The following is a 20096-nucleotide window of genomic DNA, read 5'->3' as shown; positions in this document are numbered from 1 at the left end:
CTGACACGCTCTAGCCTGTGGGCATGTGCCGGAACATCAAGCCCTTGTTCAACTTCGCGCCGCCCGCCACCGATGCCGACATCCGCGCGGCGGCGCTTCAATTCGTCCGGAAGATCGCCGGGACGCGGACGCCGTCGAAGCAGAACACCGACGCCTTCGAGGTCGCCGTCGAGGAGATCTTCCAGAGTTCGAAGCGCATGCTCGACGGGCTGGTGGCCACCACGCCGCCCAAGGACAGGGCTCGCTTCGAGGCCATGAAGCGCCTGCGCTACAAGAAGGCGGAGTCCCGCTGACTGCGCGTCTGCCGGAGCGATGAGGTGCACCTGAGCGCGAAGCGGCGCCGCGCCTCAGCGAAGCGCCCCCGCGCCACGAAACACGCGTCACGGAAGAAGGCCGCTCAGTCCGCGTCGTAGCGGTCGAAGAAGCTCACCGCTTCTCCGGTGGCGCCGTCAGACGTTGTAGGCGCGGACAACCTGGGAGACGCGCTCGGAGAGCATCTTTAGGGACGTGGCGGAGTCACTGGTCGTGGAGATGCGGGACACGGTGTCCGTCATCAGGGTGTTCAGCTCGTTGACCGCGGTGAAGATCTGCTCGATTCCCGTGGCCTGCTGGCTGACCGTCCGCGCGATCTGCCGCGCCGCCGCGGTGCTGTCCTCGACGATGGCGGTGAGCTCCTTCAGCGTCTCGCCGGACGTGCGGACCTGCGTCAGCCCCGCTTCCATGCGCTCGGTGCCTTCGACGGTGATCTCCACCGTGCCGATGATGGCCTGATTGATGTCCTGGAGGATGCGCCGCACCTGGTTGGTGGCGCGGATGGACTGGTCCGCCAGCGCGCGAATCTCCTTCGCCACCACGACGAAGCCCTTGCCGTGCTCCCCGGAGCGCGCCGCTTCGATGGCGGCGTTGACGGCCAGCAGGTGGGACTGGTCCGCCAGGTCCTTCACCGTCTCGGTGATGCCGCTGATCTGCCTGGTCCGCTCGCCCAGGGCGGTGATGCGCGCGGCGATCTCCGCCACCTGGTTGCGCACCTCCTCCATGCCGTCGATGCTCGCCGAGACGGCCTCTTCTCCGGTGCGGCTCAGTTGCTCGGCGCGCTCGGCCACCTGGATGACGGACTCCGCGGAGCCCGACGCCAGCATCGCGGTCTGGCGAATCTCCTGCGCCGTCACCTGCGTCTCCTGCAGCGCGGCCGCGTGGCGCGTCACCATCTCATTCTGCTGGTCCGCCGACTCCGTCAGCCCCGACACCGAGTCACTCAGCAACTCCGTGGAGGACTGGAGCTGATGCAGCAGCTCCTTCAGCTTGCCCACCAGCATGCCCACGGCCCGCGCGAGCTGCCCCACCTCGTCATCCGAGTCGATGCGAATGGTCTGCCGCAGGTCGCCGCGCTCGGCGATATGGCGGACCGCGGAGGAGAGCTGGTTCAGGGGCGACACGATGGCGCGGCTGACCAGGAAGGCCGCCGCGGTGAAGACGAGCAGCGCGACCAGCACGGTGATGCCCACGTTCGCCAGCGCCCCCTCCACGAGCCCACGCGCATGGGTGCGGTCGAAGCCCACGTGGACCCAGCCGGCGTCACCTGGTACCGGCGCCACCAGGTCCTGCAGCTCCGTGTCCCCATCCCGCAGGACGAGCCCTCCCTCGGAGGACCTCAACTGCTCGCGGGCATCCCGTAGCATCTGGGCCTTCTCACCGGCCACGCCCACCAACGTCCCACCCGCGTCGAACGCGGCGACGTAGGCCGCCCCGCCATGCCGAGCCACGGCCTCCAGCGTCTGCTGGACCTCGTCGTGCGCGCTCCGCTTCATGCCGTCCGCCACCGCGGCGGCGAGCACCGTAGGCAGCGCGCCGCTCAGCTCCCGCCCCTGCGCTTCGAAGGCCTCCTGGAGCCGAGGCACGGTGTAGCCCTGAGAGAGAAGGACGAACAGGAGCGCCACGATGATGGGCGCCAGGGTGATTTTATGGGTGAGTGAGAGTCGCATCCGGCCGTGCCCGATCCGGGCTCAAAACGGGAAATGATGCTCCATCTGACAATCCAGACGCGTCGCATTGTGGGCGCCAGCGTGCGGGGGTGCAATCCCTCGGGAACCCCTTACTCCGCGGACACGGGCGACTGCTTTCCCAGTGCAAATTCACGCCGGGCATGGACTTCACCTGCCGCAACGGGCCACGCGCGAAGACGTGCTGCACTTCGACATCACAGACGACGCCGACTGACGCAGCCCCCTGCGGTCGTCAGAACGTGGCCCCGAACCGCAAGAGGTCCAGGTTCAGGTCCACGACGAACTTGTCTTTCCAGCCACGTGCCTGCTCCCGGGCAAAGAGCCATCCCGGGTCGACCCGCCCGCGCTGCTGGTTCCAGCTATAGCCCACGCCAACGCCGATCACCGGAGCCAGGAAAGAACGCGAGCGGCGGGACGTCTTCCGGTACCCCACGTCGAACCCGAGGGAGACCTGTCCGCCCGTCTCCATCCTCGTGCCCTCCGCCGTCACTGGGATTTCCGTCCCACGCACGCTCTGATGCGTCACCATGCCACTCAGCTTGGGCTGGATGAAGAAGCCATCGCCCCGCTCGCCCGGCCAGGGCGTCCACGCCAGGCCCACCGTGGCCCGAAGGGCTTGCAGGGTGCCGCAACGAGGCATCGCGTCCCCGTGGAAGTTGGTGCACCTCTTGCGCGCCAGCATGGGCCGGAGTTCGAAAACGCCATCCGTTGTCTCCGTCAAAGGCACGTTCATGCCCACTGGCAGCGCGACATTGAGGCCCACGCCCAGGATGGGCCCCACCAGAAGCAGGCTCCAATCCATGACGGAGGCCGTCCAGATGGCCAGCCCGGCACGCTCCGCGCGAGGGGCCTGCGGCACCGACGCGGCCTCCACGCCTTGAGCCTTCCCGGTGCCTGCGAACAGGAGCACCGCTACGAGGACCGTTCGAATCATGCCCGGCCGCACTGCACGTCTCATACCCAACGACAGACACTTCAGCGCACAGTCTGCACACCTTGTATTCCTGTCGAAGCATGACAGAGACGTCATACGCGACCACCGGATGACCAGGACGTGGTTGTCAGGGTGCGGCCCTGCTCAAGTGGGGTGGAAGTCGCGCCTGGGACCTTGATTTCCACAACGCTTGACCGTCGCGGAATTCTCGTCGGCGAAGTACAACCGGAAGCACTCCACTCATGAAAGGAGGGACTTCCGGGAGCACCTCACTGAGCTCGAAGCCGCGCTGACGTGGGCACTCGCGCGCACGGTGCCGTAGCGACAAGCGACTACTGCTGCGTCGCGAGGTGCTGCTCGAGTCGCGCGAGCGTCTGATTGCCACCTTCGATTGCGTACTTCGCCGCCTGCTCGCGCGCTTCGACGGTGGGCATCGTGTGCTGCAACGTGACGCGCGTCTTTCCCGCCTCATCCTTGAAGGTGACGACTGCCTTGAACAGCACCTCGCCCTCCTTCGAGCCGTGTTCCCACTCGAGCCGCTCGTTGGGGACGACCTTCGTGTAGACGATGTGGTTCGGGAAGTCGGTGCCATCGGGCCCGTGCATGGTGAACTTCCACGCGCCACCCGGACGCACATCTTTGCTCACCGTCGTCGTGCGGAAGCCGTTCGGCCCCCACCAGTTGGAAATCATCTCCGCGTCGGTGAACGCATGAAAGACCAGCGCGCGCGGGGCGCTGATCACCCGCGAGATTTCCAGCTGCCGCTTCGCGAGTTCGTTGAGGTCGAGCGCTGCATTCATGTGCGTGCTCCTCGTTTGGGCTTCTTCGGGGTTGGAACTTTGCGGGCGCGCGCCGGGCGCTTCTGCCCCTGGAGGTCGGCGAGGTAGTCCTCGAGCCGGTCGAAGCTGCCCTCCCAGAATTCGCGGTAGTGCTCGAGCCAGGCGTTCGCGTCCTTCAGCGGCTTCGGCGCGAGTCGGCAGGGTCGCCACTGCGCTTCGCGGCTCCGCGTAATCAGCCCTGCGCGCTCGAGCACCTTGAGGTGCTTCGTCACGGCAGGGAGGCTCATTTCGAAAGGCTGCGCGAGCTCCGTGACGGAGGTTTCACCCTTCGAGAGCCGCGCGAGGATCGCGCGCCGGGTCGGGTCGGCGAGTGCGGCAAAAGTGGCGCTGAGCGGGTCGATCGACATGGCGAAATTAACCAAATGGGAAAATAACCATTTGGTTAACTAAACGCAAGCGCGGTGCGCGAGGAGGCAGCAGGTGCGTCCACCGCGACAGCGCGGAAGGTGCGGTCCTTTTCCTCAAGGCCGCCCACCTGTCGCCCGAAGAGACCGCTCACGTCCTCATCAAGGCGCGTCGCCAGCGACCGCCGCCGTCTGTACCGTGCTCCACCACGCCGTGTCCGCACGCTCCCGCGTCGGCTCCACGGGGCGGCCCAGGACGGGCGTGAGCAGACTCACGCCCCGCTCGCGTGCCTCGGCCGCCAGCTCGTTCGCGGGCGCGTCCCAGGCGTGCAGCGCCAGATTGAACGTCCCCCAGTGGATGGGCAGCAAGGTGCGCCCCCGCACCATCTCATGCGCCTTCAGCGCCTGCTGCGGCCCCAGGTGAATGCTTCCCCAGGACGGATGGAAGGCGCCCACCTCGAACATGGTGACGTCGAACGGACCGAAGCGGCGGCCCACCTCCGCGAACTCCTCCGTCAGGCCCGTGTCCCCGCTGAAGAAGACCCGATGCTGCGAGCCCAGCAGCGTCCACGACGTCCAGGACGTGCTGTTGCGGTCCGTCAGGCCCCGGCCGGAGAAGTGCTGCGCAGGCGTGGCCACCATGCGCAGGCGGCCCTCCCCCTCCCCCAACGACACCTCCTGCCACCAGTCCAGCTCCACCACGCGCTCCGCCGGAACGCCCCACTTCTCCAGGTGCGCCCCCACGCCCAGCGGTGCGTAGAACTTCACCTGACGCGGCACCATCGCCCGGATGGTGGGCATGTCCAGGTGGTCGTAGTGGTCATGCGACAGCAGCACCGCGTCCACGTCCGGCAGCGCGTCCAGCGGAAGCGGAGGCGGATGGAACCGCTTGGGCCCAGCAATGGTGGACGGCGACGCGCGCTCGCCCCAGATGGGGTCCGTGAGGATGCGGAAGCCGTCAATCTCCACCAGCAGCGTGGAGTGACCCAGCCACGTCACACGCAGGCCGCTCTCCGGCTGCTTCGCCAGCGCCGCGGCCACGTCCCGTTCCATGGGCAGCGCGGACGGCGGCGTACGCTGCTGGGTGCCGAAGAGCATCTCCTTCAACGTGCCCCAGTCCGGCCCATTCTGCGGCAGCCTGGCACCGGCGGTGTTGATGAAGATGCCGGCCTGGTAACGCGACGATGCCTTCATCCGCTCCAGGCGCGCCCCATCCGCACGCGCACCGAAAGACTGGAGGCCGTCCGTCGTCGTCCACGTGAGGAGGGCACCCACGCCCGCGCCCAGCCCCATCACGCCCAGGGCATACCGCCACAGGCCCCGCGGCTTCGGACGACCTCCACCCAGAAACGCATCGCGCATGACCCCCACGTGTAGCGCTGCCTTCAAGGCAGCGCCCGGGAAATCAGCACCGAAGGGCCACCTACCGGCCGCTGGTGACCTTCAAGCCCACGATGGAGGTGAGCAGCAGCACCAGGAAGAAGATGCGCGCGGGCGTGGCCGGCTCATTGAAGAGCACGATGCCCATGATGGCCGCGCCCACGGCGCCAATGCCGACCCAAACACCATAGGCCGTGCCAATGGGCAGGTTCTTCGTGGCGATCCCCAAGAGCACCATGCTGGCGACGATGGCAGCGCCCGTGAGGACGCTTGGTACCAGCCGGGTGAAGCCCTCGGTGTACTTGAGACCGATGGCCCAACCGACCTCGAGCACCCCTGCGATGACGAGTAGAATCCAGGACATGACGTACGACTCCCGTTGTCGCGTCGTCTTTTCCTGACCGGGTACGGCGCGCCTCGTCCGGGCCAGACACCCTCACGATGAGGCCGCTGGCGCCCCCCTCTATAAAGCCACGCGACTCCCAGTTCAACCCGGCCGGACATGCCACCGCCCGGGGGAGGTGCCCGGCGGTGGGACACAGGCTCGCTGGGGAGGGCTCGCGGAGATGCCTTGCCGACTCGCCTTGAACCGGCCTGTCCGCGGCCCCAGCTTCCTGGCGGAACAACCCCGTCTTTTGGAGGCGCTCGGAATGAAACGGATCCAGGCACTAATCGTCGCGGGCACGTTGTGCGGAGGCACGGCGCTGGCCAAGGGCGAGTCCGACATGCGCGGGCTCACCGTCACCGTGGGCGGCGGCGTAGAGGGCTACAGCGGTGGGCTGGCCCCCCGAATCGATCCGGGTGCGGCGTACGGCGCCACGGCCACGCTCAAACCGTCCACCGTGCTGGGCATCGAGCTGGGCTACACCGGCGCCATCAACAAGCTCGACCGGCGCGGCCTGGAGGACCTGGCGCGAAACCCGGACATCGTCCGCAACGGAGGTCAGGCCGTGGCCACCATCGGCCTGACGGCGAGCCCCGTGCAGCCGTACCTCCTCGGCGGACTCGGCATGAACTGGTACAACGTCCGCCGCGGCGCGGAAGCGCTGGGCTACCGCGACGACACCGCTGGCGCCGTGCCGCTGGGCGCGGGGCTGCGCTTCTACACCGGCTCCTTCACCGCGGACTTGCGGGCCAACTACAACCTCCTCTTCAACCAGGAGCTCGTCCCCACGCTGCCGCCCGCGGAGAACCAGCCCGTGACAGACGTCACGTTCGCGGGAGGCTCCAGCTACAACGCCACGCTGAACGTCGGCGCCACGTTCTGAGCGCATCGGCATGACCGGCCCCGGAGCCCTCCGGGCCCGCGTCACCTCAAGCCATCGTGGATGAACTTGAGGACGGAGATGAACTGCCGGTCCATCACCAGCAACATGAGCAGTGGCGCCAGCGCCGCCCCCACCACGGCCAGCAGGGCCATCTTGTCCCAGAGAAACAGGCGCATCCTCCGCGCCAGGGTGAAGGCCGTGCCGATGTCCGCCAGCGAGGACATCTCCGGTACGCCCAGCAGCTCCGGCTCCGGTCCGCCCCTGAACCACTTGTGTTCGAACTGCCACGAGTGCTTGGCCGCGACCTTCGAGAAGTCCTCGTCACCGATCCGCTTCGCCCGCACGAGCTGGGGCACGAAGAAGCTCATCGGCGCGAACACCAGCACCACCGCGCCGGCCGCGATGACCACCAGCGGAATCACGTAGGCCGCGGGGTTGGCCGATAGGTCCTTGGGCTCCACCCGGGACGTGTATGCCGCCACCACCACGGCCAGGGAGAACACCACGGGCGAAAAGCTGGCCTGGCAGATGGGCAGGAACCCGAGCCCGCCCATCATGTCCGGATGTGTCGGAACCAGGGTCAACGGCAGACGTGACACACGCAGCAGGAAGGCGCTCCACACGACGCCACGCCAGATCCACCGGAGCGCCAGGAAACGGAACAGGGGTTGGCTCACGGCGAGGTTCCACCACCCCGCCATGGAGAACCCGTCACCGCTGACGGTCCACGACCGGGTGGCGTCGGCCGGGGTGATGAACGTGAGGGCGTACGCCAGGATGAGCAGCAGCGCCTCCACGATATAGCTGTCCCGCCACCGCATGGCGCGCCGGGCATCCGCTGCGAACGTCTGGAGGCCGTCCGTCGCCACCAGGTTCGAATTGAGGAACTGGCGGACCGCGAAAGCCAGGCGGCCGTCGATGTAGGGCTCCGCGGCGAGGAGCACGGGTAGCGCCACCAGCAACTGCGCATGGACCTGGAGTTCCCTGAACAGGGAGCCCACGGTCGGCCCGCCCGAAGGCAGCGTGAAGATCAGCAGGGGCAACCAGCCGATCGCCGAGAAGGCCAGCGCCCGCAACACGGGGTCATAACGCTTGCGCGGCCCCCGCCGGAGCCGGCGCTCGGTCTCGAAGAGCAGCCCGCCCTTCACCAGGGAGAATTCGGCAATCGTCGAGTGCGGGTCCATGAGGGCGCCGTCTCCACGGTGTGGCTGCGTCCAGGAACCCACAAGCGCCCCCCGGCCGGGCGACGACCGGCAGGAGCAGGCGCGGACACGAGGCCTACCCCTGAGGGCCGGATTGTTCCGTGCCGCGTGGCCCCCACGTTTGCTGCCGGGGCACGGCGCGCCCCTCCGTTCTCGCAGGGAAGGAGGCACGCACATGAGCATCGACGTCATCGACGAAGTCCCGGCCCAGGGCGGCCGGCCCCTCGAGGAAGGCGTGGGGCAGGAAGCCCGCTCGCTGCCGGGCATGGTCTACATCCCCGGTGGGACGTTCTGGATGGGCTCGGACCATCACTATCCGGAGGAGCGGCCGACACACCAGGTGACGGTGACGGACTTCTGGATGGACAGCCAGGTGGTGACGAACGCGGACTTCGCGCGCTTCGTGGAGGCCACCGGCTACGTCACCGTGGCCGAGCGCCCCTTGAACCCCGACGACTTTCCCGGCGCGAATCCAGCGCTGCTCGTCCCGGGCTCGCTCGTCTTCAAGAAGACGCTCGCTCGCGTGGACCTGCGCGACCTGACGCAGTGGTGGTTTTATACGGCGGGCGCCTGCTGGAAACACCCCGAAGGCGCGGGCAGCACCTGGCAGGGGCGCGAACAATATCCGGTGGTGCACGTCTGCTTCGAGGACGCGCTCGCCTATGCGCACTGGGCGGGCAAGGCGCTGCCCACCGAGGCGGAATGGGAGTACGCCGCGCGCGGAGGCCTGGACCGGAAGGTCTACGTCTGGGGCGACGAGTTCGCGCCGGGTGGCAAGCTGATGGCCAACACCTGGCAGGGGGAGTTCCCCTGGCAGAACCTGAACACGGATGGCTTCGAGGGCACGTCCCCGGTGGGCAACTTCCCACCGAACGCCTACGGCCTCTTCGACATGGCCGGCAACGTGTGGGAGTGGACCTCGGACTGGTACCAGGAGCGGCACGAGGGGAACGGCGGAAAGCCCTGCTGCATCCCCGTCAATCCGCGGGGACCGGCCACGTCGGATCGCAGCATGGACCCGTGCCTGCCGAAGGTGAAGATTCCCCGCCGCGTCCTCAAGGGCGGCAGCCACCTGTGCGCGCCGAACTACTGCCTGCGTTACCGCCCGGCGGCGCGCTCCCCCCAGGCCGTGGACAGCGGCACGTCGCACATCGGGTTCCGCTGCGTCGTCCGCCCCTGAGCCGCAAGCTGGCATTTCCAGAGAAGGTCTTGCGACGTTGTCGCGGCGCTTCCGCTCGCCGCGACTCCATCCCTATCGTGTCACCCGCCTCCAACGACACAGGGACCGATGAAGCAGAAAATCACAGGCTTCCACCTCGACCGGGAAGACCACTGGGTGGCTGACCTCGAGTGTGGCCACCGGCAGCACATGCGCCATGACCCGCCCTGGATGGTGCGCCCCTGGGTCCTCTCCGAGGACGGGAGGCGCAGCCGCCTCGGTGTCGAGCTCGATTGCAAGCGTTGTGACGAAGCAGGGCACGCGGTCGCCGAGGCGGTTCGCGAAGCGCTGCGGACGGTGGCCCTGCGGGCCCATGACGACGGCGGCCTGAGCGGGCTCTGCGCCGAGGGCCGATGGGAGCTTGCCCTGGACGCGCTCGGTACGGCCGACCTGCGCCCTGTCATCCGGCGCGCGCTCGCCCCTGAGCGCGGGGAGGGAGCCCTCGTAAGTGCCCGGATGATTCTCCGTCCCCTCCTCCCTGAAGACGCCCATTCCATTCAGCGCCTGGCGGGTGACCGCGAGGTGGCGGCGAACGCGGCGGGAATCCCACATCCGTTCGAGGACGGCATGGCGGAAGCCTGGATTGCCTCGCTGGATGCACGTTCCCATGTCTTCGCGCTCGGCCATTCCGAGTCTGGCGAGTTCATGGGCCTGGCCGGGCTGGTGGAGGCCGACGAGGAGCGCCCTCGCACGGCCGAGCTCTCATACTGGCTCGGCCGCGCGTACTGGGGACAGGGCTTTGGGACGGAGGCAGCCCAGGCCCTGGTCCGCTACGGCTTCGAGACGCTCGGGCTGGAATCCCTCCATGCCAGCTGTTTCTCCCGCAACCCCGGCTCCCGGCGTGTGCTGGAGAAGGCCGGCTTTCGCCACGCTGGCCACCAGGCGCGCGCGCTCCGCCATCTGGGGCAGGACGAGGACCTCGAGTTCTTCATCCAGGAGCGGAGCCGCTCGCGCCCGTGAGCGGCTTGCCCCTGGTGGGCAGCGCACGGTGCGCATCGTGGAGCCGCACTACCTGCTGCTGAGCTGGCCCGCGTGGTACCTGCTCGTCTGGGACCACTTGCGCGGAGCGGTGCGCATGCTCCGCGTCGACCGCATCGAATCCGCGAGCGTCCAGGCGGCGACGTTCCAGGTGCGGAACTCGGAGTCGATGCTCGCCACCCTCGGCGACATCTTCGCGGCGCTCTGACGCCCCCCCTGTGTCAGGGAAGTTGCCGCCTCGGCTGACCGGCCGGGCTGCCCTCCATGCGGGGGCGAGAGCAGACAGGACGCGGTGCCGTACCGGACGCATTCAAGGCACAGATGGTGGGGCCGGGCGCGGTGAGTGCCGCGGCGCTGGCCCGCCAAGTGGGCAGGCCGAGCGCGCTCCCGGGACGGATGAAATCCGGCTCGTTGCGGGACACGCGCCTCCCCGCAGGATTCATGTCGCTCACCCGTAAGCGCAGCAGGGGGTGCGGCCCCGGAGCAGCGTCACTCAATCAAAAGCAAGCTGCTCTAGCACCTCGGCTGCGGCACGCTCCCCTGCGCGGATGGCCCCTTCGATATACCCGCACCAGACCCCCGAAGTCTCGGTGCCTGCCCAGTGGATTCGCCCGGTGGGCGCCTTGAGCGCGCTGCCAGACGACGAAATCAACCCCGGGGGCTGCGGCGAGACACAGCCGGCGGTCCAGGTCTCGCGCGTCCAATCCTGCTCGACGTAGTCGAGGGGCGCCCGGGCCTGCTCCCCGAAGAGCTTCGAGACATCCTCGATGATGCGCTCGCGCCGAGCCGCCGCGGACAGCCGGGAAGCGGCCGGATTCACGAAGGCCAGCAACACACCCACCGCTCCGTCCGCCGGTGTGCTGTCGAAGGTCACCTCCACGCCCCCTGAGTCCATGAAGCCAATCCCCGAGAGGCCTTGGTCTCGCCAGAAAGGACGGTCGAAGACGATGTGCACCTTGAAGCCCGAGCTAGCGCCCCAATGCCTCTGGAGGGCGTCACGATTGCGTGGCAGCGCGGGCGTGAAGTCGATGCGCTGCATGTCCCGCGGCATCATCGCAACGATGGCCCGGCGCGCGCGAACGGTGCCGGCATCGGAATGAAGCAGCACGGAGTCCGAGCACCAGCCCTTGATGCGGCGAACGGGGGCGCCCAGCACGACACTACCGGCGAGTTCCTCCGCGAGTCGCACGGAGAGCGACTGCGCTCCCCCCTCCAACCGATGCTGCTGCGCGCCGTCGTTGAGCTCCGCGAATCCACCCGCAGAGCGGAGATAGAATAGGAACCAGAGGAGAGAGGTGTTCTCGGGGCTGGCGCTCAACGTCGTGCCAATCGTCGCGGCCACCGCCTGGGACGCCTCGGCGCCGACATTGTTCGCCTGGAGCCAGTCCGCGACGCTCTGGGCATCCAGCAGCGCGGCTTCCGCCGCGTTCCAGGGCGCATCGAGCGGGACCTGGCGCGACAGGTTCTCGAGCATCACCTGAATACGTAGCGTCTCCGCGCTCGGAGTGTCCCTCTCGAACGTGATGCGCGTGCCGTTGGCGTAGGCGACACCGAGTCCGGTCGTGTACTGCGGAACCCGCTGGATTCCCAGCTCATCCGCGAGCGCCATCACGCGCGTCTGACTCCCGCCGATCCACTGCCCCCCGCCGTCCACCCAGCGATTTCCAATGATGCGCTGGTTCAGGGTGCGGCCGCCCACCCTATCCCGTGCGTCGAGCACCAAGACGCTACGCCCCGCGCGAGCGAGCAAACGCGCCGCGCACAGGCCGGACAGGCCCGCTCCCACGATGGCGACGTCGACGTCCCTCCTCATTCGGGAATGAGCGCTGCCGTCGCGGGCCCCCAGTACGGAGACCGCATAGGTCGCGGCGGGCCACTTCAGCAAGAAGCGCCGCGAAATCGAAGCCATTGCACCGATGCGATTGAGGAGTTTCATTGAAGCCTCCATCTTGGTTACCAAGTTAATTGGACAAAGAAATGAGGACAGAAGTGACGGGACGGCCCGGCTCAGCGGTGAGCCGGCTCGAAGGTCGGGCGTATCGTCGCGAGATAGAAGGGCAACGGGTCCTGGCGGGCCAGCAGCTGCTTGGCGAGCACGTGGCAGAACCAACGCAGCTCCTCCGGCTTACCGTCGAGCGGGGCACCCGGGTCCGCCCAGCGCTCCCAGAGCGCCATCTCCATACGCATGATTTGATTCCGGCCCATCGAGCCAACGTGTCGCCAGAAATTGGAATCGAGCTGGCGTGCACGGGCTTCGGATGGCTGCACGGGACATTCCTCGACAAGGGCGAGCAGGCCGCGCCGCTCTTCGTCGGTGCCCTTTCGGTGCGCGGCATCGAGCATCATCAGCACGTACAACAGCCGGTACTCGAACAGGTCCTCGCGGAGCCTGGCGCCGCCAGTGCGGAGCCGCGATCCGTAGCGGAAGAGGAACTCGAGCGCCCGAGCATCGGCGGCGGCAACATCGAGCACGCGCGATGCTCCTCCCTGTCGCACCTCGACGAGCCCGGCGTCCGCGAGCGCATGCACCGCCTGGCGCGCAATGATTCGTGAAACGCCGTGAGCCGCTGCGAGCACCCGCTCCGGAGGAAGAGGGTCCCCCTCCGCGAGCTCGCCATCGAAGATGGCGATGCAGAGCGCTTCGAGCACGGCATCCGCGGCGCGTTGCGGTTTTTTGCGGGACAAGATGGACACAGGTGCACTCTAAACTTGGTTACCAAGTCAGGTCAAATGCATCGCCGGCGGCGGAGCGCGACGCTCGGAGGCCTGTGCCTACCCAAAACTCGGTCGCTGCGTCATGGGTGCGTCAAAGCCACATCTGGGCAGTGCGTCAATGCGAGTGAGCGAGGCGCGCACGGCCACCTGCGCTTCCAATTCCGCGATGCGCGCATCCTTGGGGTCAACCTCCGCGGTCCCCATCACGGCCGAGGACAACGGACACCAGGAACAGTCCGACCGCCTGGAAGCCAAAAATCGCGGCATGCGGCAATGACTCGCGGACATACGTCTCGCGTCATTGTCCACGTCAGGGACAGACAGCAAGATGCCGCCGCTGCTCTGTCTCGTCGTGCCATCCCCCCAAGGAAAAGTCCGAATGACACCCTCGAAGCCACGGCCCAACTGGGTCGCGAGGCAGCCACGCGCCCACGCGCTGGCGCTGCTCGCGGCCGTCCTGCTCGCGCTGCCCACCGCCGCGCGCGCCCAGCCGACGTACACGCTGTTCGCCCCCACCTCCACCCCGGCCGTCCCCTCTGTCACCAATGACTTCGCCCCGGTGGAGTTGGGCGTGAAGTTCCAGTCCGACATCGAGGGAGACATCCTCGGCATCCGCTTCTACAAGGGCCCCGCCAACACCGGCACACACGTGGGAAGTCTCTGGAGCGCCGCTGGCGCGCGCCTCGCCTTCGCCACCTTCACCTCCGAGACGGCCACCGGCTGGCAGGAGGTGATGTTCTCCACGCCCGTGCGCATCAATGCAAACACCACGTACGTCGCCTCGTACCACGCGCCTGGCGGCGCCTACGGCTTCACCAGCGCGGGACTGGCCTCGACCGTGGACGCCCCGCCCCTCCACGCGCTCGCGGGCGCCACCAGCGGCGGCAACGGCGTATTCACCTACGGCGCCGCGGGCTCCTTCCCCAGCACCAGCTTCGGCGACTCCAACTACTGGGTGGACGTCGTCTTCCGCCCGGCTGAGCCCGTCACCCTGTGGCCTGTCACCGCCACGCCCGCCGTCGCCTCCGTCACCAATGACTCCGCCCCCGTGGAGCTGGGCGTGAAGTTCAAGACGAACGTGAGCGGCAACGTTCTGGGCGTGCGCTTCTACAAGGGCGCCGCCAACACCGGCACCCACGTGGGAAGCCTCTGGAGCGCCAACGGGCAGCGCCTCGCCTTCGCCACCTTCACCTCCGAGACGGCCACCGGCTGGCAGGAGGTGACGTTCTCCACCCCTGTCGCCATCGCCGCCAACACCACCTACGTCGCCTCGTACCACGCCCCCGTCGGCTCGTACGCCTTCGACAACGGTGGCCTCGCCAGCGGCCAGGACACCCCGCCCCTCTTCGCGCTGCCCGGCAGCACCAGCGGCGGCAACGGCGTCTTCACCTACGGCGCCGCGGGCTCCTTTCCCATCAACAGCTTCGGCAACTCCAATTACTGGGTGGACGTCGTCTTCCAGGCCACCGGCGCACCGCCCCCGACGCAGCCCCCGGACAACACCTTCCGCATCTTCGCCCCCACCGCCACGCCCGGCACCGCCACCACCCCTGACACCGCCGCCATCGAAGTGGGCGTGAAGTTCCGCGCGGACGTGGACGGACAGGTGACGGGCGTGCGCTTCTACAAGGGCAGTGGCAACAACGGCACCCACGTGGGCAATCTGTGGAGCGCCACGGGCCAGCCGCTCGCCTCCGCCACCTTCACCAACGAGACGGCCATCGGCTGGCAGGAGGTGACGTTCTCCTCCCCCGTCGCCATCACCGCCGGCACCACCTACGTGGCGTCGTATTTCGCGCCGCTCGGCGGCTACTCGTTCGACAGCAACGGCCTGGCCACCGGAGTGGACGCCCCTCCGCTGCACGCCCTGCCCGGCGCCACCACCTCGGGCGGCAACGGCGTCTTCGCCTATGCCTCCACGTCCACGTTCCCCAACGGCAGCCACCAGAACGCCAACTACTGGGTGGACGTCGTCTTCGAAACCTACGGACCGCCGCCCCGTCCGGGCGTCCACGGCGCGGGCCCCGTGCTGGTGGCCACCGCTCCCGGCAACCCTTTCACCGACTACCTGCGCGAAATCCTGGAGGCCGAGGGCATCGCCGCCTTCGCCACCACCGATGCCGGCAACCTGGGTGTCTCCGTCTCCCTCGATGACTACAAGGTGCTGGTGCTCGGCGAGCAGACGCTGAGCGCGGCCCAGGTGACGCTCATCACCGACTGGGTCACCGCCGGTGGCAGCCTCATCGCCCTGCGGCCCGCGGCGAACCTCCAGTCGCTGCTCGGACTCAATGCCTCTCAGGGCACGCAAGCCAATGGCTACATCCTGGTCAACGACACCCAGGCCCCAGGCACGGGCATCACCGCGGAGACGATGCAGTACCACGGCCTCGCGGACAAGCGCACCGTCGTCACCGGCACGCGCACCGTCGCCACGCTCTACTCGGATGCCACCACCGCGACGACGTTCACCGCAGTCAGCCAGCGCACCGTGGGCAGCGGCACCGCCACCGCCTTCATGTATGACCTGGCGAAGTCCGTCATCTACACGCGGCAGGGCAACCCGGCCTGGCAAGGACAGAACCGGGACGGCTCCTCCATTGGCCCGGGCGCGCGCGCCAGCGATATGTTCTACGGGAACGCGTCCTTCGACCCGCAGCCGGACTGGGTGAACCTGGCCAAGGTCCAGATTCCCCAGGCGGACGAGCAGCAGCGCCTGCTCGCCAACGTGCTGCACCAGACGAGCACCACGCCGCTGCCGCGCCTCTGGTACTTCCCCAGCGCCAAGAAGGCCGTCGTGGTGATGACGGGCGACGGACACCCGGGTGGCGCCACCACCCAGCGCTGGAACCAGTACCTCGCGGACAGCACCACCGGGTGCAGCGTGGACGACTGGGAGTGCATCCGAGGCACCATCTATGACTACGTGGGCGGATTGAGCGCCACCCAGGCCAACACCTACGTGGCCCAGGGCTTCGAGTACGCCCTGCACATCAACACCGGCTGCGCGGACTACACGGCCAACACGCTGGACCCGAACTTCTTCACCCCGCAGCTCGCCAGCTTCGCGTCCGCCTTCCCCTCCGTCCCCGCGCCCGTCACCAACCGCACGCACTGCATCGCGTTCAGTGACTGGTCCACCCAGCCCAAGGTGTCGCGCCGGCACGGCATCCGCCTGGACACCAACTACTACTACTGGCCCGACTACTGGGTGCAGGACCGCCCGGGCATGTTCACCGGCTCCGGCCTGGCCATGCGCTTCGCGGACCTGGACGGCACTCCGCTGGACGTCTACCAGCTCGCCACGCAGATGACGGACGAGTCCGGCCAGTCCTACCCACTGCACATCGACACGCTGCTGGACAACGCGCTGGGCCCCAAGGGCTACTACGGCGCCTTCAACGCCAACATGCACGTCGACTCGCAGCCGTCGGCCGGATCCTCCGGTTCGGCCGCCATCATCGCGTCCGCCCAGCGTGACGGCGTGCCGGTCATCACCGCGAAGCAGCTGCTGGAGTGGCTCGATGCCCGCGAGGCCACCCAGGTGTCCACCGTGGCCTTCACCGGCACGGTGCTCACCTTCAACCTCACGAGCCCCGCGCGCAACCTGTCCCTCATGGTGCCCACCCGCACCACGACGGGCCGCACGCTGCTGTCCGTCACCCGCGCGGGCTCCGCCGTGACGACGGTGACGCGCACCATCAAGGGCGTGGACTTCGCCTTCATCGACGGCGCCCTGGCCGGTACCTACACGGCCACCTACAACTGAGTCTCTCGCGCCTCCCAAGACGCATCATCCTCCGGGCCCGACGCGGTGCATTCGCGTCGGGCCCCGTTTCATTTCAGCACTGATGAAACCTGAGAGGTCCTGCCTGTGACGTGTTGCGACGGCCCTTCCGGCCGCTACCCCTTGCGCGGGAGGCGCTTGTCCACCATGCCCCCGGAAGTACCCTGAGTCGGAGATGTCGCTGCTCCACCCGGTGCTGTACTTGAACGGGAGCTGCGTGGGGTACCCGAAGCAGAACAGCGGCGTTCCGACGACCGGCTCCGCGTCCGCCAGTGCAATGGCCCTCATCGTGCGCCGTAGGGCGAACACACGCCCCCGAGGTCCCCCCGTGTCCGCCCTTATCGAGGATGTCCGCTTCTCTCTCCGGCTCTTGCTGAAGAGTCGTGGGTTCACGCTGGTCTGTCTCCTGACGCTCGCCCTGGCCATCGGGGCGAACACGGCCATCTTCAGCGTGGTGAACGGGGTGCTGCTGCGGCCGCTGCCGTACCCGGAGCCAGACCGGTTGATGCAGGTGGTGCGAGTCACCAAGGACCACGGGCGGTCCGCGTCGCAGTCCATCGCTGGATACGTGTGGATGTCCGCGGAGGGGTCGCCCTTCTCGCGCGTCGCGGCCTACGAGGTGCTGCCTTCGGGCTTTAGCGCCGTGGGCGACGGCATGCCGGAGCGATTGCCGGGCATGCGCGTGACGGAGGGCTTCTTCGAGACCTTCGGAGTGAGGCCGAGGCTAGGACGCGGCTTCCTGCCGGAGGAGGATGTGGTGGGCGGGCCTCGCGTGGTCGTCCTCAGCGAGAGCCTGTGGCGGCGGCGCTTCGGCGGCGCGCCGGACGTGGTGGGCCGCTCCATCGTCCTCAACGACGAGCCCTATACGGTGGTGGGCGTGGCGCCCGCGTCGTTCGCGTACCCCACGGGCGTGCACCTGTGGACGCCGCTCCAACTCGACCTCACGGACCGGACCAGCTCCCACTTCCTCTTCGTCACCGGCAGGCTGCGCCCGGGCGTCTCGACCGACGGCGCGGCGGCGGCGCTGGAGACATTAGGGGGACGCGTGCGCGCGGAGAACCCGGGCCTGCTTGATGAGGGCCAGGAGTTCGCCCCGGTGGACCTGCGGGCGTTCCTCGCGGGCGACACGCGGTTGGCGCTCTGGGTGCTGATGGGCGCGGTGAGCCTGGTGTTGCTCATCGCATGTGTCAACCTGGCAAACCTCCAGCTCGCGCGGGCGGCGGCGCGCAACCGCGAACTGGTGGTGCGCGCGGCGTTGGGCGCGGCGCCGGGGCGGCTCGCGCGGCAGATGCTCACGGAGAGCCTCTTGCTCTCCGTGGCCGGCGGAGGGCTCGGGGTGCTGTTGGCAGTGGCGGTGTTGCCCGGGTTGTTATCGCTGGCGCCGGACACCTCGGCTCTGCTGCCCGGGGACGGAGGGCTCGCGGGCGCGCAGGTGGGCATCGATGGCACGGTGTTGGGCTTCACGCTGGCCGCGTCGCTTCTCACGGGCCTGTTGTTCGGACTGTTGCCCGCGTGGCAAGCGTCGCGCACGGACCTCCAGATGGCGCTCCGCGAGGGCGGACAGCGGGCGACCCTGGGCCCGGGGGGTGGGCGCACGCGCGCGTTCCTGGTGGTGGGTCAGGTGGCGTTGGCGGTGATGTTGCTGGTGGGCGCGGCGCTGCTCATCCGCGGGTTCTCCGCGCTTCAGAGCGTACAGCCGGGCTTCGACCCGCACGGCGTCCACGTGCTGCGGCTGTCGCTCCCGGAGGGACGCTACGGCACGTTGCAGGCACTGGAGCGCTTCGAGACGCAGGTGGAGGAGCGCGTGCGGGCGTTGCCTGGCGTGGAGGCGGTCGGGTTCGCCACGTCGCTGCCCATGGACAGGGGCCCCAGCATGTCGTTCTCCATCGAGGGCAAGTACACGGGGGATGACAACGGCCCCGGCGCGGGCTGGGGGCAGTACCGCCCGGTGACGCCGGACTACTTCGGTGTGATGCGCATCGGCCTCGTCCGCGGGCGGCTGCTGGCGGAGAACGACGTGGCGGGCTCGGAGCCGGTGGTGGTCATCAACGAGACGGCGGCGCGCAGGTTCTGGCCGGGCGAGGACCCCCTCGGCCAGCGCATCCGGGTGGCGCATTCGGTGCCGTCCCTCCGGGACGTGGTGCCCCGCGTCGTGGTGGGCGTGGTGCAGGACGTGCGCGAGGACGGCCTGAATGACGAGCCTCCCCCGGTGCTGTACCTGGCGCCGGGACAGATGTCGCAGGGCGTCGCGTCGATGATCGTGCGGATGATTCCGCAGAACCTGCTGGTGCGCGCCAGGGGCGGCCACGCAGACGTCGTAACGGCCGTCCAGCGCGAGGTGTGGGCGGTGGACGCGCAGCAACCGGTGATGGAGACGCTGAAGCTGGAGAACCACGTCGCGCGCTCGCTCGGCTCCGAGCGCTTCAACATGATGTTGCTGGGGATGATGGCGGCGCTGGCGCTCGCGCTGGCCGCAGTGGGCATCTACGGCGTGTTGTCCTATCTGGTGAGCCAGCGGACGCGGGAGATGGGCGTGAGACTGGCGCTCGGCGCTACGCGGGGCGAGGTGGTGAGGCTGGTGCTCCGACAGGGCCTGGGCTCGGTGGCGGGCGGGGTGGTGCTGGGGTGCGCGGGTGCGCTGGCGCTGACGCGGGTGGTGTCCGGCTTCGTCCACGGCGTCAGCGCCCTGGACCCGCTGTCCTTCGTCGCCGCGCCGCTGGTGCTGCTGGGCGTGGGACTGGTGGCCACCTGGGTGCCCGCGTTGCGTGCCTCGCGCGTGGACCCCATCATCGCGCTCAAGTACGACTGAGGCAGGCGGACCCGTGGGCTACTAGAACCACGGATAGGTCCGGTTGGAGGGGAGCAGGAATCCCCAGCCCGCATCGATGACCACCGGCCCTTCGCCAGGCCTTCCATAGACATCCACCGGCACCTTGGAGACACCTTCGTCGTAGGGATACTCCAGGCAATTGTTCCCGTGCCGCAGGCGCACGTCCCTCAACACCAGCTGATGGGCGCTCAGGCTGTACAGCGTCGCCACGAAGTGGACGACTTCGTCGCTTCCACTCCCGAATACCTTGCGCTCCACCGACATCAGCATCGGGGTCCGCTCGTCCGACTCCACGCTTCGCACGAGCCTGCGCGTTTTGCGGGGCGCGAGCCACCAGCACAGCAGCCCACCGATGATGCCGGCCACCCCCAAGAAGACGAGCAACACGCGATACGCCAACTCACGACGCCCGGCGTCAATCAGTTGCTCCATGGACGTCCAGCCAGCCAGGCCCCCCACCAGCCCGAGGACACCGAAGACGGCCCCCAGCCGGAGGGTGCCCGACAGGTCCCGTTGCAAGACTGCCACCAGGGCACCACGGTTTCCCGGCACGGGCTTTCCGATGGGACTCACCTTCATAATCGCGCGGCACCTCCAGCC

17 protein-coding genes and 1 riboswitch are annotated in these 20096 nt (G+C 68.4%); of the genes, 7 read left to right on the top strand and 10 right to left on the bottom strand.

Going from position 1 to position 20096, the window contains the following annotated elements:
- The first annotated feature begins 23 nt into the window (after positions 1 to 23).
- Complete coding sequence (locus F8M74_RS00310) at positions 24 to 293, top strand: DUF2277 domain-containing protein (RefSeq protein ID WP_026114134.1); 270 nt, start codon at positions 24 to 26, stop codon at positions 291 to 293.
- Between the two features lie 156 nt (positions 294 to 449).
- Here F8M74_RS00310 and F8M74_RS00305 read toward each other — a convergent pair whose 3' ends face one another.
- From F8M74_RS00305 to sugE, 6 genes are all read right to left on the bottom strand, one after another.
- A complete protein-coding gene (locus F8M74_RS00305; protein ID WP_141252594.1) occupies positions 450 to 1982 on the bottom strand; it encodes a methyl-accepting chemotaxis protein in 1533 nt (510 codons plus the stop codon).
- Between the two features lie 253 nt (positions 1983 to 2235).
- Complete coding sequence (locus F8M74_RS00300; RefSeq protein WP_216619935.1) at positions 2236 to 2937, bottom strand: hypothetical protein; 702 nt, start codon at positions 2935 to 2937, stop codon at positions 2236 to 2238.
- Between the two features lie 332 nt (positions 2938 to 3269).
- Positions 3270 to 3737 carry an SRPBCC family protein gene (locus tag F8M74_RS00295; protein WP_141252595.1) on the bottom strand — a complete coding sequence of 156 codons (468 nt, stop codon included), beginning with the start codon at positions 3735 to 3737 and terminating at the stop codon, positions 3270 to 3272.
- Positions 3734 to 4123: a helix-turn-helix transcriptional regulator gene (locus tag F8M74_RS00290; protein WP_141252596.1), complete on the bottom strand. Its 390-nt coding sequence runs from the start codon at positions 4121 to 4123 to the stop codon at positions 3734 to 3736. The genes F8M74_RS00295 and F8M74_RS00290 overlap by 4 nt, the downstream gene beginning before the upstream one ends.
- 159 nt (positions 4124 to 4282) lie before the next feature.
- Entirely contained in the window at positions 4283 to 5482 is a 1200-nt protein-coding gene (locus F8M74_RS00285; protein ID WP_141252597.1) for an MBL fold metallo-hydrolase, read from the bottom strand.
- 61 nt (positions 5483 to 5543) lie between these two features.
- Positions 5544 to 5864, bottom strand: coding sequence for a quaternary ammonium compound efflux SMR transporter SugE (gene sugE, locus F8M74_RS00280; RefSeq protein ID WP_141252598.1), 321 nt, complete (start codon positions 5862 to 5864; stop codon positions 5544 to 5546).
- A gap of 17 nt (positions 5865 to 5881) precedes the next feature.
- Positions 5882 to 5952, bottom strand: a riboswitch (guanidine-III (ykkC-III) riboswitch).
- A gap of 198 nt (positions 5953 to 6150) precedes the next feature.
- Between sugE and F8M74_RS00275 the strand changes: the two genes are divergently transcribed.
- Complete coding sequence (locus tag F8M74_RS00275) at positions 6151 to 6768, top strand: hypothetical protein (protein WP_228559229.1); 618 nt, start codon at positions 6151 to 6153, stop codon at positions 6766 to 6768.
- Between the two features lie 41 nt (positions 6769 to 6809).
- On the opposite strand, the gene F8M74_RS00270 is transcribed toward F8M74_RS00275, so the two are convergent.
- Positions 6810 to 7952 carry a hypothetical protein gene (locus tag F8M74_RS00270; protein WP_171410230.1) on the bottom strand — a complete coding sequence of 381 codons (1143 nt, stop codon included), beginning with the start codon at positions 7950 to 7952 and terminating at the stop codon, positions 6810 to 6812.
- A 193-nt stretch (positions 7953 to 8145) separates the two neighbouring features.
- Between F8M74_RS00270 and F8M74_RS00265 the strand changes: the two genes are divergently transcribed.
- From F8M74_RS00265 to F8M74_RS38385, 3 genes are all read left to right on the top strand, one after another.
- Complete coding sequence (locus F8M74_RS00265) at positions 8146 to 9150, top strand: formylglycine-generating enzyme family protein (protein ID WP_141252600.1); 1005 nt, start codon at positions 8146 to 8148, stop codon at positions 9148 to 9150.
- A 108-nt stretch (positions 9151 to 9258) separates the two neighbouring features.
- Positions 9259 to 10149: a GNAT family N-acetyltransferase gene (locus tag F8M74_RS00260; RefSeq protein WP_141252601.1), complete on the top strand. Its 891-nt coding sequence runs from the start codon at positions 9259 to 9261 to the stop codon at positions 10147 to 10149.
- Positions 10031 to 10375 carry a WYL domain-containing protein gene (locus F8M74_RS38385; RefSeq protein ID WP_228565817.1) on the top strand — a complete coding sequence of 115 codons (345 nt, stop codon included), beginning with the start codon at positions 10031 to 10033 and terminating at the stop codon, positions 10373 to 10375. The genes F8M74_RS00260 and F8M74_RS38385 overlap by 119 nt, the downstream gene beginning before the upstream one ends.
- A 285-nt stretch (positions 10376 to 10660) precedes the next feature.
- Here F8M74_RS38385 and F8M74_RS00250 read toward each other — a convergent pair whose 3' ends face one another.
- Together F8M74_RS00250 and F8M74_RS00245 are read right to left on the bottom strand one after the other, a co-directional pair.
- Entirely contained in the window at positions 10661 to 12103 is a 1443-nt protein-coding gene (locus F8M74_RS00250; protein ID WP_162295064.1) for an FAD-dependent oxidoreductase, read from the bottom strand.
- Positions 12104 to 12174: 71 nt separating this feature from the next.
- Positions 12175 to 12861: a FadR/GntR family transcriptional regulator gene (locus F8M74_RS00245; RefSeq protein ID WP_203330826.1), complete on the bottom strand. Its 687-nt coding sequence runs from the start codon at positions 12859 to 12861 to the stop codon at positions 12175 to 12177.
- 400 nt (positions 12862 to 13261) lie between these two features.
- On the opposite strand from F8M74_RS00245, the gene F8M74_RS00240 reads away from it, so the two are divergent.
- Together F8M74_RS00240 and F8M74_RS00235 are read left to right on the top strand one after the other, a co-directional pair.
- Positions 13262 to 16648 (top strand): DUF4082 domain-containing protein, encoded by a 3387-nt coding sequence (locus F8M74_RS00240; RefSeq protein WP_141252603.1) that lies wholly within the window; start codon positions 13262 to 13264, stop codon positions 16646 to 16648.
- 346 nt (positions 16649 to 16994) lie between these two features.
- Complete coding sequence (locus tag F8M74_RS00235; protein ID WP_141252604.1) at positions 16995 to 19475, top strand: ABC transporter permease; 2481 nt, start codon at positions 16995 to 16997, stop codon at positions 19473 to 19475.
- 21 nt (positions 19476 to 19496) lie between these two features.
- On the opposite strand, the gene F8M74_RS00230 is transcribed toward F8M74_RS00235, so the two are convergent.
- Positions 19497 to 20024 (bottom strand): hypothetical protein, encoded by a 528-nt coding sequence (locus tag F8M74_RS00230; RefSeq protein ID WP_228559233.1) that lies wholly within the window; start codon positions 20022 to 20024, stop codon positions 19497 to 19499.
- Positions 20025 to 20096: the final 72 nt, after the last annotated feature.

The sequence above is a fragment of the Myxococcus sp. CA023 genome (genome assembly GCF_010998615.1).
GTDB lineage: Bacteria > Myxococcota > Myxococcia > Myxococcales > Myxococcaceae > Myxococcus.
This window is presented reverse-complemented; position numbering and strand designations above follow the sequence as displayed.

Bases quoted from the DNA above. Each gene is read 5' to 3' on its own strand.
- F8M74_RS00310 (WP_026114134.1), top strand. From the start codon at position 24: ATGTGCCGGAACATCAAGCCCTTGTTCAACTTCGCGCCGCCCGCCACC.
- F8M74_RS00305 (WP_141252594.1), bottom strand. From the start codon at position 1,982: ATGCGACTCTCACTCACCCATAAAATCACCCTGGCGCCCATCATCGTG.
- F8M74_RS00300 (WP_216619935.1), bottom strand. From the start codon at position 2,937: ATGATTCGAACGGTCCTCGTAGCGGTGCTCCTGTTCGCAGGCACCGGG.
- F8M74_RS00295 (WP_141252595.1), bottom strand. From the start codon at position 3,737: ATGAATGCAGCGCTCGACCTCAACGAACTCGCGAAGCGGCAGCTGGAA.
- F8M74_RS00290 (WP_141252596.1), bottom strand. From the start codon at position 4,123: ATGTCGATCGACCCGCTCAGCGCCACTTTTGCCGCACTCGCCGACCCG.
- F8M74_RS00285 (WP_141252597.1), bottom strand. From the start codon at position 5,482: ATGCGCGATGCGTTTCTGGGTGGAGGTCGTCCGAAGCCGCGGGGCCTG.
- sugE (WP_141252598.1), bottom strand. From the start codon at position 5,864: ATGTCCTGGATTCTACTCGTCATCGCAGGGGTGCTCGAGGTCGGTTGG.
- F8M74_RS00275 (WP_228559229.1), top strand. From the start codon at position 6,151: ATGAAACGGATCCAGGCACTAATCGTCGCGGGCACGTTGTGCGGAGGC.
- F8M74_RS00270 (WP_171410230.1), bottom strand. From the start codon at position 7,952: ATGGACCCGCACTCGACGATTGCCGAATTCTCCCTGGTGAAGGGCGGG.
- F8M74_RS00265 (WP_141252600.1), top strand. From the start codon at position 8,146: ATGAGCATCGACGTCATCGACGAAGTCCCGGCCCAGGGCGGCCGGCCC.
- F8M74_RS00260 (WP_141252601.1), top strand. From the start codon at position 9,259: ATGAAGCAGAAAATCACAGGCTTCCACCTCGACCGGGAAGACCACTGG.
- F8M74_RS00250 (WP_162295064.1), bottom strand. From the start codon at position 12,103: ATGAAACTCCTCAATCGCATCGGTGCAATGGCTTCGATTTCGCGGCGC.
- F8M74_RS00240 (WP_141252603.1), top strand. From the start codon at position 13,262: ATGACACCCTCGAAGCCACGGCCCAACTGGGTCGCGAGGCAGCCACGC.